The organism is Lacinutrix sp. MEBiC02404, assembly GCF_053601575.1.
Genome location: NZ_JBSHNV010000165.1, coordinates 46,733 through 65,610, shown reverse-complemented (window position 1 = coordinate 65,610; position 18,878 = coordinate 46,733). Strand labels below are relative to the sequence as shown.

The 18,878-nt window shown below is 32.7% G+C and carries 19 protein-coding genes and 1 tRNA gene; 8 read left to right on the top strand and 12 right to left on the bottom strand.

The window, feature by feature from the left end:
• Nucleotides 1-733 precede the first annotated feature (733 nt).
• Nucleotides 734-818 (bottom strand) — tRNA-Ser (locus ACVCXO_RS08200).
• A 178-nt stretch (nt 819-996) separates the two neighbouring features.
• Here ACVCXO_RS08200 and ACVCXO_RS08195 point away from each other — a divergent pair.
• The 4 genes from ACVCXO_RS08195 to ACVCXO_RS08180 all read left to right on the top strand — a co-directional run bounded on the left by ACVCXO_RS08195 (nt 997) and on the right by ACVCXO_RS08180 (nt 4,389).
• The gene (locus tag ACVCXO_RS08195; protein WP_452229113.1) at nt 997-1,626 is read left to right on the top strand and encodes a nitroreductase family protein; all 630 of its coding nucleotides are present in this window, start codon (nt 997-999) and stop codon (nt 1,624-1,626) included.
• Between the two features lie 73 nt (nt 1,627-1,699).
• The gene (locus ACVCXO_RS08190) at nt 1,700-2,161 is read left to right on the top strand and encodes a thioredoxin family protein (RefSeq protein ID WP_452229112.1); all 462 of its coding nucleotides are present in this window, start codon (nt 1,700-1,702) and stop codon (nt 2,159-2,161) included.
• Nucleotides 2,162-2,260: 99 nt separating this feature from the next.
• Entirely contained in the window at nt 2,261-3,457 is a 1,197-nt protein-coding gene (locus ACVCXO_RS08185; RefSeq protein WP_452229111.1) for a DegT/DnrJ/EryC1/StrS family aminotransferase, read from the top strand.
• 176 nt (nt 3,458-3,633) lie between these two features.
• A complete protein-coding gene (locus ACVCXO_RS08180; RefSeq protein ID WP_452229110.1) occupies nt 3,634-4,389 on the top strand; it encodes a hypothetical protein in 756 nt (251 codons plus the stop codon).
• A gap of 133 nt (nt 4,390-4,522) precedes the next feature.
• Here the strand turns inward: ACVCXO_RS08180 and ribB are convergent, their stop codons facing one another.
• From ribB to tpx, 6 genes are all read right to left on the bottom strand, one after another.
• A complete protein-coding gene (gene ribB, locus ACVCXO_RS08175; RefSeq protein ID WP_452229109.1) occupies nt 4,523-5,680 on the bottom strand; it encodes a 3,4-dihydroxy-2-butanone-4-phosphate synthase in 1,158 nt (385 codons plus the stop codon).
• Between the two features lie 15 nt (nt 5,681-5,695).
• Nucleotides 5,696-7,525 carry an LptF/LptG family permease gene (locus tag ACVCXO_RS08170; RefSeq protein WP_452229108.1) on the bottom strand — a complete coding sequence of 610 codons (1,830 nt, stop codon included), beginning with the start codon at nt 7,523-7,525 and terminating at the stop codon, nt 5,696-5,698.
• Nucleotides 7,526-7,557: 32 nt separating this feature from the next.
• Entirely contained in the window at nt 7,558-8,193 is a 636-nt protein-coding gene (locus ACVCXO_RS08165) for a LolA family protein (protein WP_452229107.1), read from the bottom strand.
• A 25-nt stretch (nt 8,194-8,218) separates the two neighbouring features.
• The gene (locus ACVCXO_RS08160; protein WP_452229106.1) at nt 8,219-10,630 is read right to left on the bottom strand and encodes a DNA translocase FtsK 4TM domain-containing protein; all 2,412 of its coding nucleotides are present in this window, start codon (nt 10,628-10,630) and stop codon (nt 8,219-8,221) included.
• A 172-nt stretch (nt 10,631-10,802) separates the two neighbouring features.
• A complete protein-coding gene (locus tag ACVCXO_RS08155; RefSeq protein ID WP_452229105.1) occupies nt 10,803-11,171 on the bottom strand; it encodes a diacylglycerol kinase family protein in 369 nt (122 codons plus the stop codon).
• A 36-nt stretch (nt 11,172-11,207) separates the two neighbouring features.
• On the bottom strand, nt 11,208-11,708 hold the full coding sequence (tpx, locus tag ACVCXO_RS08150; RefSeq protein WP_452229104.1) for a thiol peroxidase: 501 nt from the start codon (nt 11,706-11,708) through the stop codon (nt 11,208-11,210).
• A gap of 232 nt (nt 11,709-11,940) precedes the next feature.
• Here tpx and ACVCXO_RS08145 point away from each other — a divergent pair, with 232 nt between their 5' ends.
• The 3 genes from ACVCXO_RS08145 (at nt 11,941) to ACVCXO_RS08135 (ending at nt 15,478) form a co-directional block, all read left to right on the top strand.
• On the top strand, nt 11,941-12,537 hold the full coding sequence (locus ACVCXO_RS08145; RefSeq protein ID WP_452229103.1) for a fasciclin domain-containing protein: 597 nt from the start codon (nt 11,941-11,943) through the stop codon (nt 12,535-12,537).
• Nucleotides 12,538-12,756: 219 nt separating this feature from the next.
• Nucleotides 12,757-14,931, top strand: a complete 2,175-nt coding sequence (gene katG / locus ACVCXO_RS08140; protein WP_452229102.1) for a catalase/peroxidase HPI — start codon at nt 12,757-12,759, stop codon at nt 14,929-14,931.
• Nucleotides 14,932-15,007: 76 nt separating this feature from the next.
• On the top strand, nt 15,008-15,478 hold the full coding sequence (locus ACVCXO_RS08135; protein WP_452229101.1) for an ankyrin repeat domain-containing protein: 471 nt from the start codon (nt 15,008-15,010) through the stop codon (nt 15,476-15,478).
• A 67-nt stretch (nt 15,479-15,545) separates the two neighbouring features.
• Here ACVCXO_RS08135 and ACVCXO_RS08130 read toward each other — a convergent pair whose 3' ends face one another.
• Nucleotides 15,546-15,833, bottom strand: a complete 288-nt coding sequence (locus ACVCXO_RS08130; RefSeq protein WP_452229100.1) for a type II toxin-antitoxin system RelE/ParE family toxin — start codon at nt 15,831-15,833, stop codon at nt 15,546-15,548.
• Nucleotides 15,834-15,960: 127 nt separating this feature from the next.
• Between ACVCXO_RS08130 and ACVCXO_RS08125 the strand changes: the two genes are divergently transcribed.
• Nucleotides 15,961-17,019, top strand: a complete 1,059-nt coding sequence (locus ACVCXO_RS08125; RefSeq protein WP_452229099.1) for a flavin monoamine oxidase family protein — start codon at nt 15,961-15,963, stop codon at nt 17,017-17,019.
• Between the two features lie 185 nt (nt 17,020-17,204).
• Here ACVCXO_RS08125 and ACVCXO_RS08120 read toward each other — a convergent pair whose 3' ends face one another.
• From ACVCXO_RS08120 to ACVCXO_RS08105, 4 genes are all read right to left on the bottom strand, one after another.
• The gene (locus tag ACVCXO_RS08120) at nt 17,205-17,348 is read right to left on the bottom strand and encodes a hypothetical protein (protein WP_452229098.1); all 144 of its coding nucleotides are present in this window, start codon (nt 17,346-17,348) and stop codon (nt 17,205-17,207) included.
• Between the two features lie 158 nt (nt 17,349-17,506).
• A complete protein-coding gene (locus ACVCXO_RS08115; protein ID WP_452229097.1) occupies nt 17,507-17,764 on the bottom strand; it encodes a DUF6952 family protein in 258 nt (85 codons plus the stop codon).
• Nucleotides 17,765-17,864: 100 nt separating this feature from the next.
• Nucleotides 17,865-18,173 (bottom strand): thioredoxin family protein, encoded by a 309-nt coding sequence (locus ACVCXO_RS08110; RefSeq protein WP_452229096.1) that lies wholly within the window; start codon nt 18,171-18,173, stop codon nt 17,865-17,867.
• A gap of 6 nt (nt 18,174-18,179) precedes the next feature.
• Entirely contained in the window at nt 18,180-18,824 is a 645-nt protein-coding gene (locus ACVCXO_RS08105; protein ID WP_452229095.1) for a redoxin domain-containing protein, read from the bottom strand.
• Nucleotides 18,825-18,878 lie beyond the last annotated feature (54 nt).

Here is an 18,878-nt window from a genome sequence, read left to right as displayed (position 1 = left end):
TAAACAAACTCCTATAGTTTTATATGTCCACTTTACTTAATAATACCTTTTAATACATTAGCAGGTAACGAGACAAACAAAGCGATACAAAAACATGTAATTGTTAATGTAAAAGGCTCAGACTTCAGCAAAATAGATACTTTGCAGGGAAGAGTGAAACGAAAAACAATTACACAGTCTATGATGATTAATTGAATTGAGTTAGCAAAAGAAAATGAAACGCTAGATTTAGAAAAAGCTTTTTAGAATACCTAACATTGCCAACCAAAGATAAATACAGCAGAAGGCAAATTATATGACAAATACTGTGAAAATAGATTTTGCATGTTGTGTTGTCGTATTCGCAAAACGGAAATAATAAATCACTAGTATCCAATTATTAAAACATGGGAATCACCCCATTTTTTAACAAAGTCTATACTATTTCGTTATGGAGATGAAAAGGATAAAGAGTTTTTTGATATAAAATACCTCAATCATAATTTTTCGGTAAAAAAGTGACTTCTGATACCTATATGGACGCCTAAAAAAAAGCCCTATAAACAATGCGTTTATAGGACTTTTTGCAGTGAATGAGGATTGCATATCCCATAATGGTTATCCAATACAAGCATAGAAAACCAAATCAAAAAAAACTTGATTTGTATTTTTTGTTTTACACAAAATACCAAAGTAAAAGTCACATTTTTCATAAAACAAAAAAACCATAACTTTCGTTATGGTTTTCCTTTTGCGGAGAATGAGGGATTCGAACCCCCGGAGGTGTGACCCTCAACAGTTTTCAAGACTGCCGCATTCGACCACTCTGCCAATTCTCCTTGAGTGCCTCATTGGATATTCTCCAAATGCGAGTGCAAATATATAATCCTTTTTAGTAGTTACCAATTAAAATACGAGTTTTTATTACTTTTTTTTTATTCTTCTTCCAATAAGTTTTTGCAGAACTTGGTTATTAAGTCATTACAAATAGTATTTTTGCCAAAATATGTTATTAGAATGAATATAATTGATCATTTATCTTGGCGATATGCTACAAAATCCTTCAATCAAGAGCTGCTCGTTAATAAAGAAGCGTTACAAATACTCTGTGATGCCTTTAATCTAACAGCAACATCTTATGGCTTACAACCAATAAAGTTGGTGGTTATTCAAGATAAAAAATTGCAGGCAGATTTGGTAGAACATTCTATGCATCAGCAGCAAGTAGCACAAGCATCACAAATATTGGTGTTTTGTATCGAAACGAATATTGATAAAGAATTCATATTAAATTATTTTAATAGAATTAAGACAATACGCGATACGCCAGACGCTATTTTAAATCCGTTTCGTGATTTTTTAATCGATGACTTTTCTAAAAAAGAACAAGAAGCTATTGAAGAATGGGCAACCAAACAAGCATATCTTGCTATGGGAAACATGCTAACCGTTTGTGCAACCCAAGGAATAGATTCTTGTCCGATGGAAGGTTTTAATCCTGAAAAGTATGATGAGGTTCTTGATTTAAAAACGAAAAACTTGAAATCGGTATTAATAATGCCAATTGGTTATAGAGCTAAAGACGATATGTTTGCGGCGTTTAAAAAGGTAAGGAAAGACGTTTCAGAAACTGTAATTATGCATTAATAATAAACTGGCAGGATTGTTGTTCTATTAAAAAAATATTTACATTTGTAAAACCCGCAATACATTTCAAAAAATGAAACACCTAGTTTTAGTACTCGCTTTCACTTTAATAAGTAGCGTTTTTGCTCAAGAAGAAGAAGTTTCTAACCTTAATTGGTTAACAGATATTAATCAAGCAAAATCTATTTCGACAAAAGAAAAGAAACCAATTTTAGTCTATTTTACCGGTAGTGACTGGTGTCCTCCATGTAAAATGCTAAAACAAGATTTTTTCAATACCCCAGAGTTTGAAGAAAAAGCAAAAAACATGGTTTTATTAATGGTAGATATGCCAAGAAGAATAGATATTATTTCTCCAGAACAAAAGGAAAAAAATATAGCACTTGTACATAAATATAATAAAAACGGTGGTTATCCAAATATTGTTGCCCTTAATGGAAAAGGTAGTGTTATTGGTGAACTTTCAGGGTATACCTTTTTACGTGAAACCGATAGACACGATGCTTTTGTGGATTCTGTTTTAGAGAATTATTAAAGAAATTACATTTTAAAAAAGGCGTCATAATTAAAGGTTTTGACGCCTTTTTTATTGCGTATATTAAACGTAAATTTGTAACAACAATTATATTAAATTATGCCTGGATTTGAACTTTTTGGAGATAAAGAACGTAAAGAAGTAAATGATGTACTAGAAAACGGAGTGCTTATGCGCTATGGTTTTGATGGTATGCGAAATGGACATTGGAAAGCTAAAGCTTTAGAAAAGGAATTAGAAAAAACATTAGAGTGTGATTATGTTCAATTAGTATCTAATGGTACTTCAGCAGTTTCTGTGGCATTAGCAAGCGCTGGTGTTGGAGCAGGAGATGAGGTTATTATGCCAACATTTACCTTTGTTGCTAGTTTTGAAGCTATATTATTACTTGGTGCAATTCCTGTTTTAGTAGATATTGATGATACTTTAGGTTTAGACGCTAAAGCGGTGGAAGCTGCAATTACACCAAAAACGAAAGCGGTTATGGTTGTGCAAATGTGCGGTAGTATGGCTAATATGAACGACTTAGTACAGGTTTGTAATAAACATAATTTACTTTTAGTGGAAGATGCTTGTCAAGCAATTGGCGGACGATATAATAATAAACCATTAGGAAGTATTGGTGATTTAGGTTGCTTTTCTTTCGATTTTGTTAAAACAGTTACCTGTGGAGAAGGTGGAGCTCTAATTACAAATAATAAAGATTACTATACTAATGCAGACCGTTTTAGCGATCATGGTCACGATCATATTGGTAGTGATAGAGGCGCAGAATCACATCCTTTTTTAGGTTATAATTTTAGGATTTCAGAATTGCATGCAGCAGTAGGATTAGCGCAAATACAACGTTTACCTGAGTTTTTAGAAGTTCAGGAGAAGCACTATACTATTTTAAGAGATGCCTTATCTCAAATACCGGAAGTAACATTTAGAACGGTGCCAGAAGGAGGAAAGGAGAGTTACGCTTTTTTAAATTTCTTTCTGCCAGATTTGGAAACGGCAAGAAAAACAATAGATGGCTTTAAAGAAAGTGGAGTGGATGTATGTTGGAATTATTTCGATAACAATTGGCACTATGTTAGAAAATGGAACCATTTAAAAGATGCTAAATCTTTGTTTCCTTTATCTCAAGAAATTAAAGATTCTTTAGCGGTATTAAGTAAAAAAACATTCCCACAAAGTGACCATTATATAGGAAGAAATATTTCTTGTCTCATAAAATTATCATGGACAGAAGAAGAAGTAAAACTACGGGCAGAAAAAATGGTTTCGTCTATAAAAAAAGCGTTAGTTTAAAAGATACTAAACATTGGATTATATAAAGATCGTTAAATTATTTTAACGGTCTTTTTTTATGCGGATTAGTAATACCATACCATAATTTTCTCCCACCGATTTACGTGCTTTATACAAAATGTTAACCTTTCTAAAATTGGAAACATAAAAAGGAAAACATTTAAATCGTATTAATCATGAAATTATTAAAAAAAAATAATCTATCCCTTTTACTTCTAACGATACTTACCATGGTGTCTGTGTCCTGTAGTATCGATTCTATTGAAAACAATGATGACGATCCACAACAGCAATCCACTTCATTAGATGCCTTGCAAGGCAATTGGGTGCGAGTTGGTGGTAATAATCCAACTAATAATGGATTAAAAGTTAATGTTCAAAACAATATAGGGAAAGTAACCGATCCACAACAATCTGGCTTTTTAGCAGGAGATGTGAAATGGAAAGACATGTTCGGGCTAGGCTCTGGAGAGTATACACATCAAGAATTAGGAAGTGATTATAACTACTATCCGGCAACCATAAAATATGGTGTAGATGATACACTGCGTATAGATGTAAATCATTCTGGTGCAGGAAACATTCAAAAATGGGTTCGCGAAGCTAATTTTACACCACAAAGTGTTTTTCTAGCGGAATTACAAGGCAGTTGGATTCGCGTAGGAGGTAATAATCCAACAAATAACGGCGTTGTGGTAGATGTCGTCGAAGATACAGGAACCATTACGGATGCTTCTTTATCGGAATTTAATCTAGGAGATATCAAATGGAAAGAAGTATATGCTTTAGACGCAAATAGTTTTATATATGAAGAACTTGGTAGCGATTATAATTATTATCCAGCTTCTATGGAGCTAGGTGTAGCAGATACCTTAAGGATTTCTGTGAACTATAGTGGTTCTGGTAATATTCAGAAATGGGTAAGACAGTAAACCAACAGCTTAAAATATTAATAAATAAGATATTAAAAGGCTATTAATCAATATGGATAGGGGAACTGTTTTAGCTTACGCTAGAATAGTTCCCCTATTCTTTTACTTAAAATATATGTTGTAATTAATATGCTTAATACCCTACATATTCTACAATCTCTAATCCGTAACCAATCATACCAACACGTTTGGTTTGCTGGGTGTTCGAGATTAATTTTAGTTTATGAATATTTAAATCGTGTAGAATTTGTGCGCCAATACCGAAATCTTTAGAATCCATTTCAATACTAGGAGCTTTTATTACTTGACCTTCTGTTTGTGTTTCTTTTAAAATACTTAATCTTTTTAAAAGATTCATCGATTGGGATTGCTGATTGATGAAAATAACGGCACCTTTTCCAGCATCGCTAATCACTTTGAACATGTCGTCTAATTTTTTATCTGCATTATTGGTTAATGTACCAAGAATGTCATTGTTAACAAGTGTAGAGTTTACACGTGTTAAAACCGTTTCGTTTGCAGACCATGTACCTTTGGTTAGTGCAATATGAATCTGATCATTTGTCGTTTGATGATATGCTCTTAAACGGAAATTTCCAAATCGTGTTTCAATATTAAAATCTTCTTTTTTCTCTATTAACGAATCGTGCTCCATGCGGTAAGCAACAAGGTCTTCAATAGAAATAATTTTTAAGTCGAATTTCTTAGCAACTTTTAGCAGTTGTGGTAAACGTGCCATGGTTCCGTCTTCATTTAAAATTTCCACTAAAATTCCAGCAGGTTTTAAACCAGCTAAACGTGCTAAATCTACAGAAGCTTCGGTGTGTCCAGTTCTGCGTAAAACACCTCCGTTTTTGGCACGTAAAGGGAAAATATGTCCTGGACGGCCTAAATCTTGCGGTTTGGTGTCTTCTTTTACTAAGAACTCAATTGTTTTAGATCTGTCGTGTACTGAAATTCCAGTAGTACAACCATGTCCTATTAAATCTACAGATACTGTAAATGGTGTATGGTGTAAAACTGTATTGTTTTGTACCATCAAATCCAAATGTAATTCTTCACAGCGATCTTCGGTTAGTGGTGCGCAAATTAATCCACGACCATGCGTAGCCATAAAATTGATCATCTCTGGAGTTACTTTCTCTGCGGCAGCTATAAAATCGCCTTCGTTTTCTCTGTCTTCATCATCCACAACAATAATAACTTTACCGTTTTTAATATCGGCTATGGCTGCTTCAATAGTATCTAGAGTGTACTCTTTCTTATTGCTTTCTTTTGTTGGTGTTATCATGTTACAAAGGTATTCTTATTTTAATGTATTAGAAAAGTCTTCACTAATTTTATTTCGTCTTAAAAAATGAGTCAACGGATAAATAACATAACCCAAAAGAAGTGTTATTGGATTCTTTGCGTTTGTTTTTTCCTTTATTAAGGCATACATCGCATGCATGTTTAAAAACAATTTTATATAGTAAATAAGTAATATTACAAAAGAAACAATACTTAGTTGTAAAGCTGCTGAAGCAAAATTAGGAAGTTTATTGTTTTTAAATACAAGGAATAATATAATTAAGAGGAATCCTGAGATATAGAATGTTAATGCCGTTTTAGAATGAAAACGATAATCTTTAAAAATAGATTTTAAGGTATCGGTGTCTTCTGGTGTAATTAAGCTATCTTCTGTAGTGGTAATTTCTTCTTCTTGAGAAGCGGATTTAATTTTAAAGAGTTTTTTTATTGGTTCAATAATATGGTCAAACTCAAATAAACCTCTATCTGCTGTTGCTCTTCTAGTTAGGAAGACTCCTAAAGGAAACATGATAATTGTAGAAATCCAAGGTGCTAATACAGGGTTTATGCTACCATCATTTGCACTGTTTTTTGCAAAAATACCAATAAAATGGTAGGTTAAAAATAATAGAATTGCAATTACCATAGGTAAACCAATTCCTCCTTTTCTAATTAATGCACCAAGTGGAGCACCAACAAAAAATAGGATAATACAAGCAAATCCTAGGGCAAATTTTTCATGAAAAGCTACTATATGTTTGTTGTAATTTGTTTTTTTTCCCTTTAAAAAATTTTCTTTGGAGATGATTATTTGTTTGGTGCTATTCGTCGTATTTAATGCTAAATCTACTAGTTGCAATTTCTTTTTAGTATCATACAAGCTTAAAATATCGCCATTAAAGGTAGAATCTTGTTTGATATTTAAACCATTATCTAAGGATGCAATTTGTGATCTTAGGTATAGGTTGTCGGAAAAAGCATCGTATTCTTTTTTGTTTTCAATAGTAAGGGAGTCTATAGTGTAGTTTAGATCCCTTATATTAAGCATGCTGTATTTATCTGAAATATTTTTTTCATCTAAATCCTGACTGTTTTCTTGAGATAAGTCAATGTTGACCGTGTATTTTTTAAAAGAAGTCTTTACTAAAGGATTTTTTTCTCTTTCCTTAAAGCTTTTTGGGGGTGTGTCATCATAAAAATAACCATCGTGTAATATTAATTGTAAAACACTAGACTTGTCGTTACCTATAAGCTCTCCTGTTTTAGAAATAATAGTGATATGATTTTTATTACCTCCTGAAGTGCTACTTTTTTTATGTATAACAACACCTTTAAGATCTTTTCCGTTGATACCGCTTTTTTCTTCAACCTTAATATTAATATCTCCAACATCATTAAATTGTCCTTCGGCAATAGCCATTGCAGGTTTTAATTTCTTAATGTTATTACGTAAGTTATAAGAGTTGTATTCTCCCCAAGGTATCACACTATTACTAAAAAAGAAAGTGGTAATACCAAGTATGCCAATAAATATACCTAAACCAGTCATGGCGCGTTGTAATGAAATACCAGTAGATTTCATAGCGGCAAACTCATAGTTTTCGGCAAAATTACCAAATACCATAATGGAAGCTAGTAGAATGGTTAGTGGTAATACTAACGGAATTAACTTAGGTGAGTAGTACAATAGGAACTTTAAAACTATAATTAAGTCTAGATCCTTACCTGCTAATTCTTTAATAAAGAGCCAGATGGTTTGTAAAACAAAAATCAGCATGAGTATTAAAAACACGCTGATAAAGGTTTTGAGATAAGTGCTTAAAATGTATCGATCTAATATTTTCACACTTTAAATGTATTGCTATTCTTTTAGTTAACTTAATCTAATTGTTCTATGTAGTAGTTTTCAAACTTACTTTCGTCAAAGGTAAATAAGGTTTTCGAAATAGTCTCATTAGTTTTAAAAGAATTAACGGTTAAAGTGGTTTTTGTTCCATTTTTACCTGTTTCAATTAAATTGTATATGTGTTTTGTTTGCGCATCTATTCCTAAAAGTACCGATTTTATTTCAGAATTAGAATCTATAGGAATTAATTTTACATACTGTATTTTTCTTCCTTGTACATTTTGAACAATGTCCATTTTATATGTAAAACCATCTTCGTAAAAAGATAACATTTTACTAGGTGTTATGCTACCTTCGTCATCCATCGCTTCTTTAGAAATGGTTACTTGTTCGTCTTCTGGACTAATGCTGTAAAGTGTCTTTCCGTCGTAAATTCTAGTAATTCCAAGAATGTTTAGCTTATATTTTTCGCCTTGCATAACAACATCACCACGTGTTTCTTGATTAATATCTTCTGCAGTATTATGTAGTACATACTTAAAATCGATAGCAATATTATCATAGCTTTTTACTTTTTGAGAAACTTCGTCTAACAATTTTTTTGCATCATTTTGTGCAAAACTTGTAGCGCTTAATAAAATGGTGAATATGAAAATTAACTTCTTCATAATAAATACTTCTTTTTTTTGTTTGTTATAAACTTTCGTTTGCTAATAATTGGTCGAGACTTACTAAATCTGGAACTAAAACTTGTCTTGCTTTACTACCTTCAAAACCGCCAACAATTCCGGCAGCTTCTAATTGGTCTATTAAACGTCCTGCACGATTGTACCCTAATTTTAACTTCCGTTGTAATAGGGAAGCAGAACCTTGTTGTGCAATAACAATAAGTTCGGCAGCTTCACGAAATAGTTTGTCTCTGTCTGAGATATCTATATCAAGACTTGTGCCACTTTCTTCACCAACATACTCTGGCAGTAAATATGCATCTGGATATGCTTTTTGCGCACCAATAAAATCTACTATTTTCTCCACTTCTGGCGTGTCTACAAAAGCACATTGTATACGTACTAATTCATTTCCTTGGGTGTACAGCATATCTCCACGACCTATAAGTTGGTCTGCACCAGAGCCATCTAAAATAGTTCTAGAATCTATCTTACTCGTTACTCTAAAAGCTATTCTTGCTGGGAAATTGGCTTTAATAATTCCTGTAATTACATTGACAGAAGGTCTTTGTGTTGCAATAATTAAATGGATTCCAATGGCACGAGCTAATTGTGCTAAACGAGCAACCGGCGTTTCTACTTCTTTACCAGCAGTCATAATTAAATCGGCAAACTCATCGACAACCAATACAATATACGGCAAAAAAGCATGACCATCATTCGGATTTAATTTACGTGCTTTAAATTTGGTGTTATATTCTACAATGTTACGACATAATGCATTTTTAAGCATTTCATAACGATTGTCCATTTCAATACAAAGCGAATTAAGAGTATTAATTACTTTGGTATTATCGGTAATAATAGCTTCTGCTTCATCTGGAAGTTTTGCTAAATAATGACGTTCTATTTTATTAAATAAAGTAAGCTCTACTTTTTTAGGATCGACCAAAACAAACTTCACTTCTGCAGGATGTTTTTTGTAAAGGAGGGAAGTAAGTACCGCATTTAAACCTACCGATTTTCCTTGTCCTGTTGCTCCAGCCATTAACATGTGTGGCATTTTGGCAAGATCGACAACAAAAGTTTCATTACTAATGGTTTTTCCAAAAGCAATTGGTAATTGCATATCTGATTTCTGAAACTTTTGAGATGCTATTACAGATCGCATAGAAACGATGGTCGAATTTTTATTTGGTACCTCAATACCAATAGTTCCTTTTCCAGGAATTGGTGCAATAATACGAATACCTAAAGCCGAAAGCGATAAGGCAATATCATCTTCTAAGTTTTTAATTTTTGAAATACGAACTCCTGCTTCCGGAACAATTTCATAAAGTGTAACTGTCGGTCCAATAGTCGCTTTTATGCTTGCAATACCAATTTTATAATTATTTAGGGTTTCAACAATTCTATTTTTGTTGCCTTCCAGTTCTTCTTGGTTTATAGAAATGCCTTCGTTATCGTATTTTTTTAATAAATCTAAAGGCGGAAATTGGTAATTACTAAGTTCTAAAGTGGGATCAAATTGTCCAAAATCTTCTACAAGTTTGTTTGCTAGATTATCGGTTTCCGAAACTTCTTCGGCAACTTTCTCTACTTCCATAGCTAGCTCTTCTTCCTCAATTTCTTCTTCTTGTGCTACTTCTACTTTAAATGCTTCCGTTGTAACTAAAGGTTTTTCCTCTTTTTTTATTTCCGGTTTGCTTAGTTTTATTTCGCCTTTATCTAAAGGAACGTTAAATGCTGCTTTTATTTCTTCTGCTTCTGCAGTTAAATCATTATCTAAAGGAGTGAATTCTTCTTTAAAGTCTTCAATCTCTTCATTAATTTCTTTTTTCGCTTTACGGAATACTTTTTTAAACGTATCTACAGTCATTTTAAAACGTGTAGCTAAATACGTAATTAAACCAAAAACGAGCATCAATACGGTTCCTATTTTACCAATATAATCTTGTAAATAGGAATTGATTTCAAAACCAATTACACCTCCTAGTAAATCGTTTTTATGTGCAAAGAAACCGAATAGGATAGATAGCCAAATAACGATCAATGTTCCCCAAAACCAGTGTTTACCTAGTTTTTCTTTTTTTAGATTTAATAAAACATAAACACCAGAAAGAAATATTAAGCCAGAAAATATAAAGGAAGAAATCCCAAAACCACGTTGTATAAAAAAGTCGCTTAACCAAACGCCAGATTTACTTAACCAGTTTTGCGTTTCTACGTTTCTAGAAGCAAACTCAGATAAAGTACTTTGGTCTGCCTTTCCTGTAAAAAAGAAAGATAGAAAAGCGATAAAAAGCAATAATCCAAGTATTATTAATAAGCTTCCTAAAACCAATTTTTGCTGGCTAGACAACTTAAAACTTGGCGCTTTTAATGATTTAGTTTTCTTGGTGGTAGTCTTTGTAGTCTTCGTTTTCTTTTTTGCCATAGGTATTTTCCACAAAAGTGAAAATCTTTAAATTTCTAATTTTTGCTGAATATGTTTTCAGACCGTTTTAGTCTAGATTGAAAACAAAAATACAAATTACAAATGGTAACGAAACTTTATTCTAAAAAATTGTAAACAATGTTTATAAGAATAGGAAGTTTGGGGCATTCTATTAAAAAATTTTCGGAAAATATATAATACAACCTATGATAGCTGCTGCAATGGCGAAAATAAAAACAGCTCCAGCTGCAAGATCTTTTATAAGTCCGATTTTAGTATGATGCTCCGGGTGAATAAAATCTGCAATCTCTTCAATAGCTGTGTTTACGCCTTCTAGTGCTAGAATAAGTGAAATACATAATATTTGTATAATCCATTCCGAGGAAGAAATCTCGTAATAAAATCCTAGAAAGGTCATAATAATACCAATGCAAAACTGAACTTTAATGCTATTTTCGGTAGTTATTAATAAGAAGGCACCTTTAAAAGCATATTTCACACTTTTAAGTCTGTTTACAAGAAAAGATTCTTTTTTTGTCATTATATAACTTTTAAAGCTACCTCTTTTTAGGATATATTATTTTAAAGCTTCTAATGCAGCTTTATAATTTGGTTCATCACCAACTTCTTGTACTTGCTCTGTATAAGTAACAATTCCATTTTCGTCTAAAACAACTACACATCTGGAATGTAATCCTGCAAATGCTCCAGTAGTAATTTCTAAACCATAATCTTTACCAAACTGTCCTGTTTTAAAATCAGATAGCATACTAACGTTTTCTATACCTTCTGCACCACAAAAACGTGCTTGCGCAAATGGTAAGTCTCTAGAAATACACACTACTTTAGTGTTTGTCATTTTTGCAGCTTCCTTATTAAAAGTCCGCACAGAAGTAGCGCAAGTTCCTGTGTCTACACTAGGAAATATATTTAAGACTACTTTATGTCCTGTGAAATCAGATAGTTTTTTAGTAGATAAATCACTTACTGTTAATGTGAAATCAGGAGCTTTTTCTCCAACTGTTGGTAAACTACCACATGTTTCTGTAGGTGCACCACCTAATGTTATTTTAGCCATTTTTATATGTTTTAATTAAAATATAAAATTAAGAATAATTAAATGCTAATACTATCCAACGATAACTTTTTTTATTTTTTTTAAAACACTCAAAATGTTGTTGTATATGGCGTTATATCTAATGGCTACGTTAATTTCTTGTTAAAGCACCTGTAAACTCAAAACCAACATTAGTAAATCTTCGTTTATAGAATAGAGACAAGAAAATAACAATTTAAAAAAAAACGAAATTATGAAAACATCAAAATTATTAAAATCTGCATTATTTACTGTAACAATTTTCACTTCTATTAGTGGTTTTTCTCAAGATAAAATAATGAATAGTGACAAAATGCAACAAGAGAAAACGGTGATGGTTGGCGGAGCAGAAATGTATCCAAGTAAAAACATAATAGAAAACGCGGTGCATTCTAAAGAGCATACCACTTTAGTAGCAGCCGTAAAAGCAGCAGAATTAGTAGAGGTATTGACTAGCGAAGGACCTTTTACTGTATTTGCACCAACAAACGAAGCATTTGCAAAACTACCAGAAGGTACCGTCGAGACTTTGTTAATGACTAAAAATAAAAAAACATTGCAAACCGTATTAACGTATCACGTAGTTGCCGGAAAATGGAATGCAAAGGATGTTTTAAAGTTGATTAAAAAAGGAAATGGAAAAGCGGAAATAGAAACCGTAAGTGGAGGAATGATTACGGCTTGGTTAAAAGGGCAAGACATATATATTATAGATGCAAACGGAAACGAAGCAAAAATTACTATTGCAGATGTTAATCAATCTAATGGCGTTATTCATGTAATAGATACTGTTTTATTACCAAAATCTTAGTTTTAGGGATTAATTAAGGTTAGTTAGTGAAAAGTCACTTCAATTTGAAGTGGCTTTTTTTTGTTTAAGAAGGTAGCTTTCTTTAATTTTAATGATTAACTAAATATTTTAAGCATAAGTAAATATTATGAGAAAATAAAAATAATCAATTTTACTTATAGCTATTTGGTTTGTTTATGTAGTAAGTTTATAAAAAATTAAACTGTAAAATTTTAAAATATGGATCATAACAATAATGGAGACGCTAGTAAATGTCCTTTTATGCAAGGAGCAATTACTACCACAGAGAAAGCTGTAACAGACTGGTGGCCAAACACCTTAAATTTAGATATTTTACATCAACAGGATACCAAAACGAATCCACTAGGAGCCGATTTTGATTATCAAGAAGAGTTAAAGAAGTTAGATGTAGATGCCTTAAAAAAAGACCTTCATGAGTTTATGACCGATAGTCAAGATTGGTGGCCCGCAGATTGGGGACATTATGGCGGTTTAATGATTAGAATGGCTTGGCATTCTGCAGGTTCTTATAGATTAGCAGATGGACGTGGCGGTGGAGGAACAGGAAACCAACGTTTTGCTCCTTTAAATTCTTGGCCAGATAATGTTAGTTTAGATAAGGCAAGACGTTTACTTTGGCCTATTAAGAAAAAATATGGTAATACCGTAAGTTGGGCAGATTTAATTATTCTTGCTGGAACTATTGCTTACGAAAGTATGGGACTAAAAATATACGGTTTTGCATTTGGTCGTCAAGATATTTGGCATCCAGAAAAAGATGTGTATTGGGGTGCCGAAAAAGAATGGTTAGCACCAAGTGATGAACGTTATGGTAATGTGGATAGCCCAGAAACAATGGAGAATCCATTAGCAGCAGTACAAATGGGATTAATATACGTAAACCCAGAAGGCGTAAACGGGAAGCAAGATCCGTTAAAAACAGCATTGCAAGTACGCGAAACATTTAAGCGTATGGCAATGAATGATGAAGAAACGGTGGCTTTAACAGCTGGTGGACATACCGTTGGTAAAACACACGGTAACGGAGATGCTAGTATTTTAGGTCCAGATCCAGAAAGTGCTGATGTGGATGCACAAGGTTTAGGTTGGGCAAATCCAACAAAATCTGGTAAAGGTAGATATACGGTAACAAGTGGTTTAGAAGGTGCTTGGACAACTCACCCAACAAAATGGGATAACGGATTTTTTGAAATGTTATTTAACCACGAATGGGAATCTAGAAAAAGTCCTGCAGGCGCAGATCAATGGGAACCGGTTAGTATAAAAGAAGAGGATAAGCCCGTAGATGTTGAGGATTTAACAACAAGACTTAATCCAATGATGACAGATGCCGATATGGCCATGAAAATGGATCCTATTTACAGAGAAATTTCCTTAAAATTCATGAATGATTTTGATGCATTTTCTGATACATTCGCTCGTGCTTGGTTTAAATTAACACATCGTGATATGGGACCAAAAGACCGTTGGTTTGGTCCAGATATCCCTCAAGAAGATTTAATTTGGCAAGATCCTATTCCAAAGGGAAATTATAATTATAATGTCGATGCTGTAAAAGATAAAATTGCAAGTACAGATTTAACTGTTTCAGAACTTGTGTCTACCGCTTGGGATAATGCAAGAACCTATAGAGGATCCGATTTTAGAGGCGGATCAAATGGAGCACGTATTCGTTTAGAGCCTCAAAATACTTGGGAAGGTAATGAGCCTGCGCAATTACACAAAGTATTAGCTGTTTTAGAACCTATTGCAGATGAGTTTGGTATTAGTGTTGCAGATGCTATAGTGTTAGCTGGTAATGTTGGTGTAGAAAAAGCAATTAAAAAGGCAGGAATGCATATTAGTGTTCCTTTTGCTCCAGGTAGAGGAGATGCTACACAAGAGATGACCGATGTCGAATCTTTTGAGTCTATGGAGCCACTTGCTGATGGTTATAGAAACTATCAGAAAAAAGAATATGTAGTGAGTCCAGAAGAAATGTTATTGGATAAAACACAATTACTAGGTTTAACAGCGGTAGAAATGACGGTTTTAGTTGGAGGAATGCGTGTTATGGGTACCAATTATGGAGGGACAAAACATGGTGTTTTTACAGAAAATGAAGGTGCATTAACTAATGATTTCTTTGTAAATCTTACCGATATGATTTTTGAATGGAAATCTGTAGATAATGGTATTTATGAAATTAAAAATCGTAAAACTGGTGAAGTTAAATTTACTGCAACTCGTGTAGATTTAGTATTTGGTTCTAACTCTATTTTACGTTCTTATGCAGAAGTGTATGCGCAAGATGATAATAAAGAAAGATTTGTAACAGATTTTGTTGCAGCTTGGACTAAAGTGATGCGCGCTAATCGTTTTGATTTAAAATAAAAAACAGGAATTAATTTATAACAAGAGAAAAGGAGTGTGCTTAAAAACGCATTCCTTTTTTATTTATAAGAATGAGATGAAAGACATAAATAATTTATTTGAAAGTATAAAAAACAGAGATAATAATACTTTAAAAGTATTGTTAGAGGCAAACCCCAAACTAGCTGAAGTTCATGACGAACGTGGTTTTACTCCTTTAATTTTAGCAACGTATTTTGATAATGAAGCTGCGACAAAAATATTAGTAGAACATAAAGCACCAATTAATGCTAAAGATGCCTCGGGAAATACCGCTTTAATAGGCGTAAGTTTTAAAGGAAATGTTGCTTTCGTAAAATATTTAATGGAAAACGGGGCTAATTTGAATGAAGTGAATGTCAACGGAACTACTGCCTTGTCCTTTGCAACACAATATGATAAAGTAGAAGTAGTGAAGTTACTTTTAGAACATAAAGCAGATAAAACGATTAAAGATAACGAAGGAAAGACTGCCTTAGAGTATGCCGAAGCAAAGCATTTTATGAAAATTGTAGGGCTTTTGGAATAAGCTTTTTATGATTGTTTAACGTTAAAACCTAACAAATAGATATACAACGTGTTTACATTGCAGTATTTTAAATCGTATTCTCTAAATCTTGTCTTCCTATTATTGTTATTATATCTATAACATCTTCATTTGCTTTAAATAAAATACTATCAGATCCGCATACACAGCGTCTATACCCTTTTTTTATAAAATCAACCGATTGAAATGAATATGGTCTGTGAGCAATGCTATGGAAATACTCAAAAAAAGAATCAAAGTATTTATCTACTTGTGTAATTCCTAATTTTTCCACTCTGTACGGCTGTGTTCTTATCACGTCTTCTTTCGCAGTATTGCGGATTCTAAATGCAGCCATGGAGTAGGTCTTTCGATTGTTTTAGAATTTACTGTTTTTAAATTCTAATAGAAATATGTTGCAGTTGCAAACCACACTTCCGTGGAAAGTGTTTTTAATCCAGGCTATCTTGTTTATCTTTGATGTAATGAATAAAAAAATTGTAATTATTGGTGGCGGACTTTCTGGTTTGTATTTAGGATATATATTAAAAAAGGAAGGTTTTGTAGTTAAAATTCTGGAAGCTAATACTAGAATTGGTGGAAGAATTTTTACCAAGAATGTTTATAATACAAAAGTCGAATTAGGAGCAACTTGGCTTTGGAAATACAACGAGGAACTATTAAAACTGTGTAAAGAATTAAACATTACTTTATTTGAACAAAACATGCAAGGTGATGCTTTATTTGAAGCAATGCTCGCCAATTTACCAGAACGTTTTCAGCTTCCACAAAATCAAGAAATCAGTTATAGAATTGCTGGCGGAACAGTTGCTATTTTAGAAAAATTAGCAGCAGATCTCTCAAAGGATGAATTGTTACTAGACCAAAAAGTGGTTCAAATTAAAAGCGCGGAAAGCGGTATAGAAGTAGTTACAGAAAACACAGCTTTTACTGCAGATATTGTTGTTTCTACAATACCACCTCAATTACTAGTAAATACAGTAGGTTTTTCTTCAGAATTAGATGCAAACCTTTTAAAAGTTGCCAATAATACACATACTTGGATGAAAGATGCAATTAAGTTTGCTTTGGTTTATAAAACTTCTTTTTGGAAAGAGAAAGGCCTGTCTGGTGTTGGTTTTAGTAATGTTGGTCCGTTTACAGAAATCTATGACCATACTGATTTTGAAAATAACCACTTTGCATTAATGGGTTTTTTAAACGGAGGTTTGGCTATGGAGACTAAAGCATACCGAGAAGCAAAAGTAAAGGAGCAGCTTTTTAAATTTTTCGGAGAAGATGGAAGTGATTATCTTTCGTATGAAGAAAAGAATTGGAGGCAAGAACCTTTATTACATGTAGCTAATAATGCATTTTTAAGTCCGCATGAAAACAATGGTCATTCCATATATCAAAAAGAGTATTTGGGAGGTACGTTTATAATTGCTGGTTCTGAAACTTCACCAAGTTATGGTGGTTATATGGAAGGAGCGATTTATCGCGGGAATCAAATTGTAGAACAAATAAAAAGCAAGTTCATATAAACTAAAAAAAAAAACCAAGCTTTCACTTGGGTTTTTAGTTTTTATTCCTACTTATCTATAGCATGTAAAATATGTTTTATAAAGTAGATAGCTGCATCTCTTTTAGTTACTGCTTTGTTTAATCGTTTTCAGTAAAATAATCTTCATTAGAAACGGCCTCGTCACTTATAGATATGCTTCCTGTTTTAAACCAAACTTCCGCATAGTTTCTGTCTGCATATTGTTTTTGAATATCTCCACCATGTGTTTCCTTTTTTACAACTGTTTAGTGTTGTTAAAATACTAAAGAATAGGCCTATTGCCAATGCTGTAATTGGTTGTTTTGTCATTGTAACGTGGTTTTTATTTTTAAAGAAATAGGGCATTAGAGGAGTATGAAATGCTTTAATGTTGAAAATAAGATAGATAAATAATTGGTTAACCAATTATTTATAACAAAAAACCACCTTGCTTTAGCAAAGTGGCTTTTAAATACTAATTTTTATTTTTACTTATCAATAGAACCTAAAACACGTTTCATAAAGTTATTTACTGCATCTTTTTTAGTTGCACCTTCTTTAATCATTTTATTCACTTCAATTGCGCCATACATATTAGAGATTAATTCTCCAATAATGTCTAGTTCATCATCTTTTAATGAAGGAACTTCGGTTAAGGCTTCTAGAGTTTCAATGGTTTCAATGATATAGTCTTCATCATTGTCTTCTATAAATTGCGCTAAGTGCTTTATTACTGGTAATTTCATTGATACATTTTATTTTCGTTTCCGTGAAAACGGAAATCTATTTATAGTAAATTAAACGCAGTCGAAAGGTTTGAGGTTTCGACTGCGGGAAACTTGATATTTAAGCTACTTCGTCTACTAATTCTTTTAAAACGTCCAATTTGTTCGTCTGTACTTGATTTACAAATTTTCCATCTTTAAATGTAGCAAACGTTGGTAAATTATCTACAGTAGCTAATTTTCTAGATTCTGGGAATTTTTCCGCATCAGCGATAACAAATGTTATATTTTCTAACTCTCCAGCTAATTTCTTAACTTTTGGTTTCATAATACGACAGTTACCACACCAAGTTGCAGAATATTGCACAACAACAGTATTGTTTGCTGCAATAATTTCGGCTAAATTATCTTGACTTAATTCTTGAATCATAACCAATTAGTTTACGTGATTCGCTAAATATTCAGCAGTACCTATTCTATCCGCACTCATTGCGTCTTTACCTTCTTCCCAGTTTGCAGGACAAACTTCTCCTTTTTCTTGCACGTGCGTTAAAGCATCGATAATACGTAAAAACTCATTTACGTTTCTACCAATTGGCATGTTGTTTATACCTTCGTGTTGTACCACACCATCTTCATCTATTACGTAAGTCGCACGGTAAGTTACGTTGTCACCATCTACAGTAACAACACCCGTTTCTTCGTTATATTTTTCGTTAGTGATATCTAAAATACCTAAAGTATTTGCTAGGTTTCTGTTCGAATCTGCTAAGATTGGGTATGTAACACCTTCAATACCACCATTATTTTTTGGTGTATTTAACCATGCAAAGTGTACTTCTGGAGTATCACAAGAAGCACCAATTACAATCGTGTTTCTTTTTGCAAATTCTTCTTTAGCAGCTTCAAAAGCGTGTAATTCTGTTGGGCAAACAAAAGTAAAATCTTTTGGGTACCAGAATAATAATACTTTTTTCTTATTGTTTTTTGCTTCTTCAAGAACGTTTATTTTGAAAGTATCTCCCATTTCGTTCATTGCATCCACATTTAAATCGGGGAATTGTTTTCCTACTATTGCCATTATTTTAAAATTTTATAATTATTACATTGTGTTTTCTGAGAACAAAGATACATT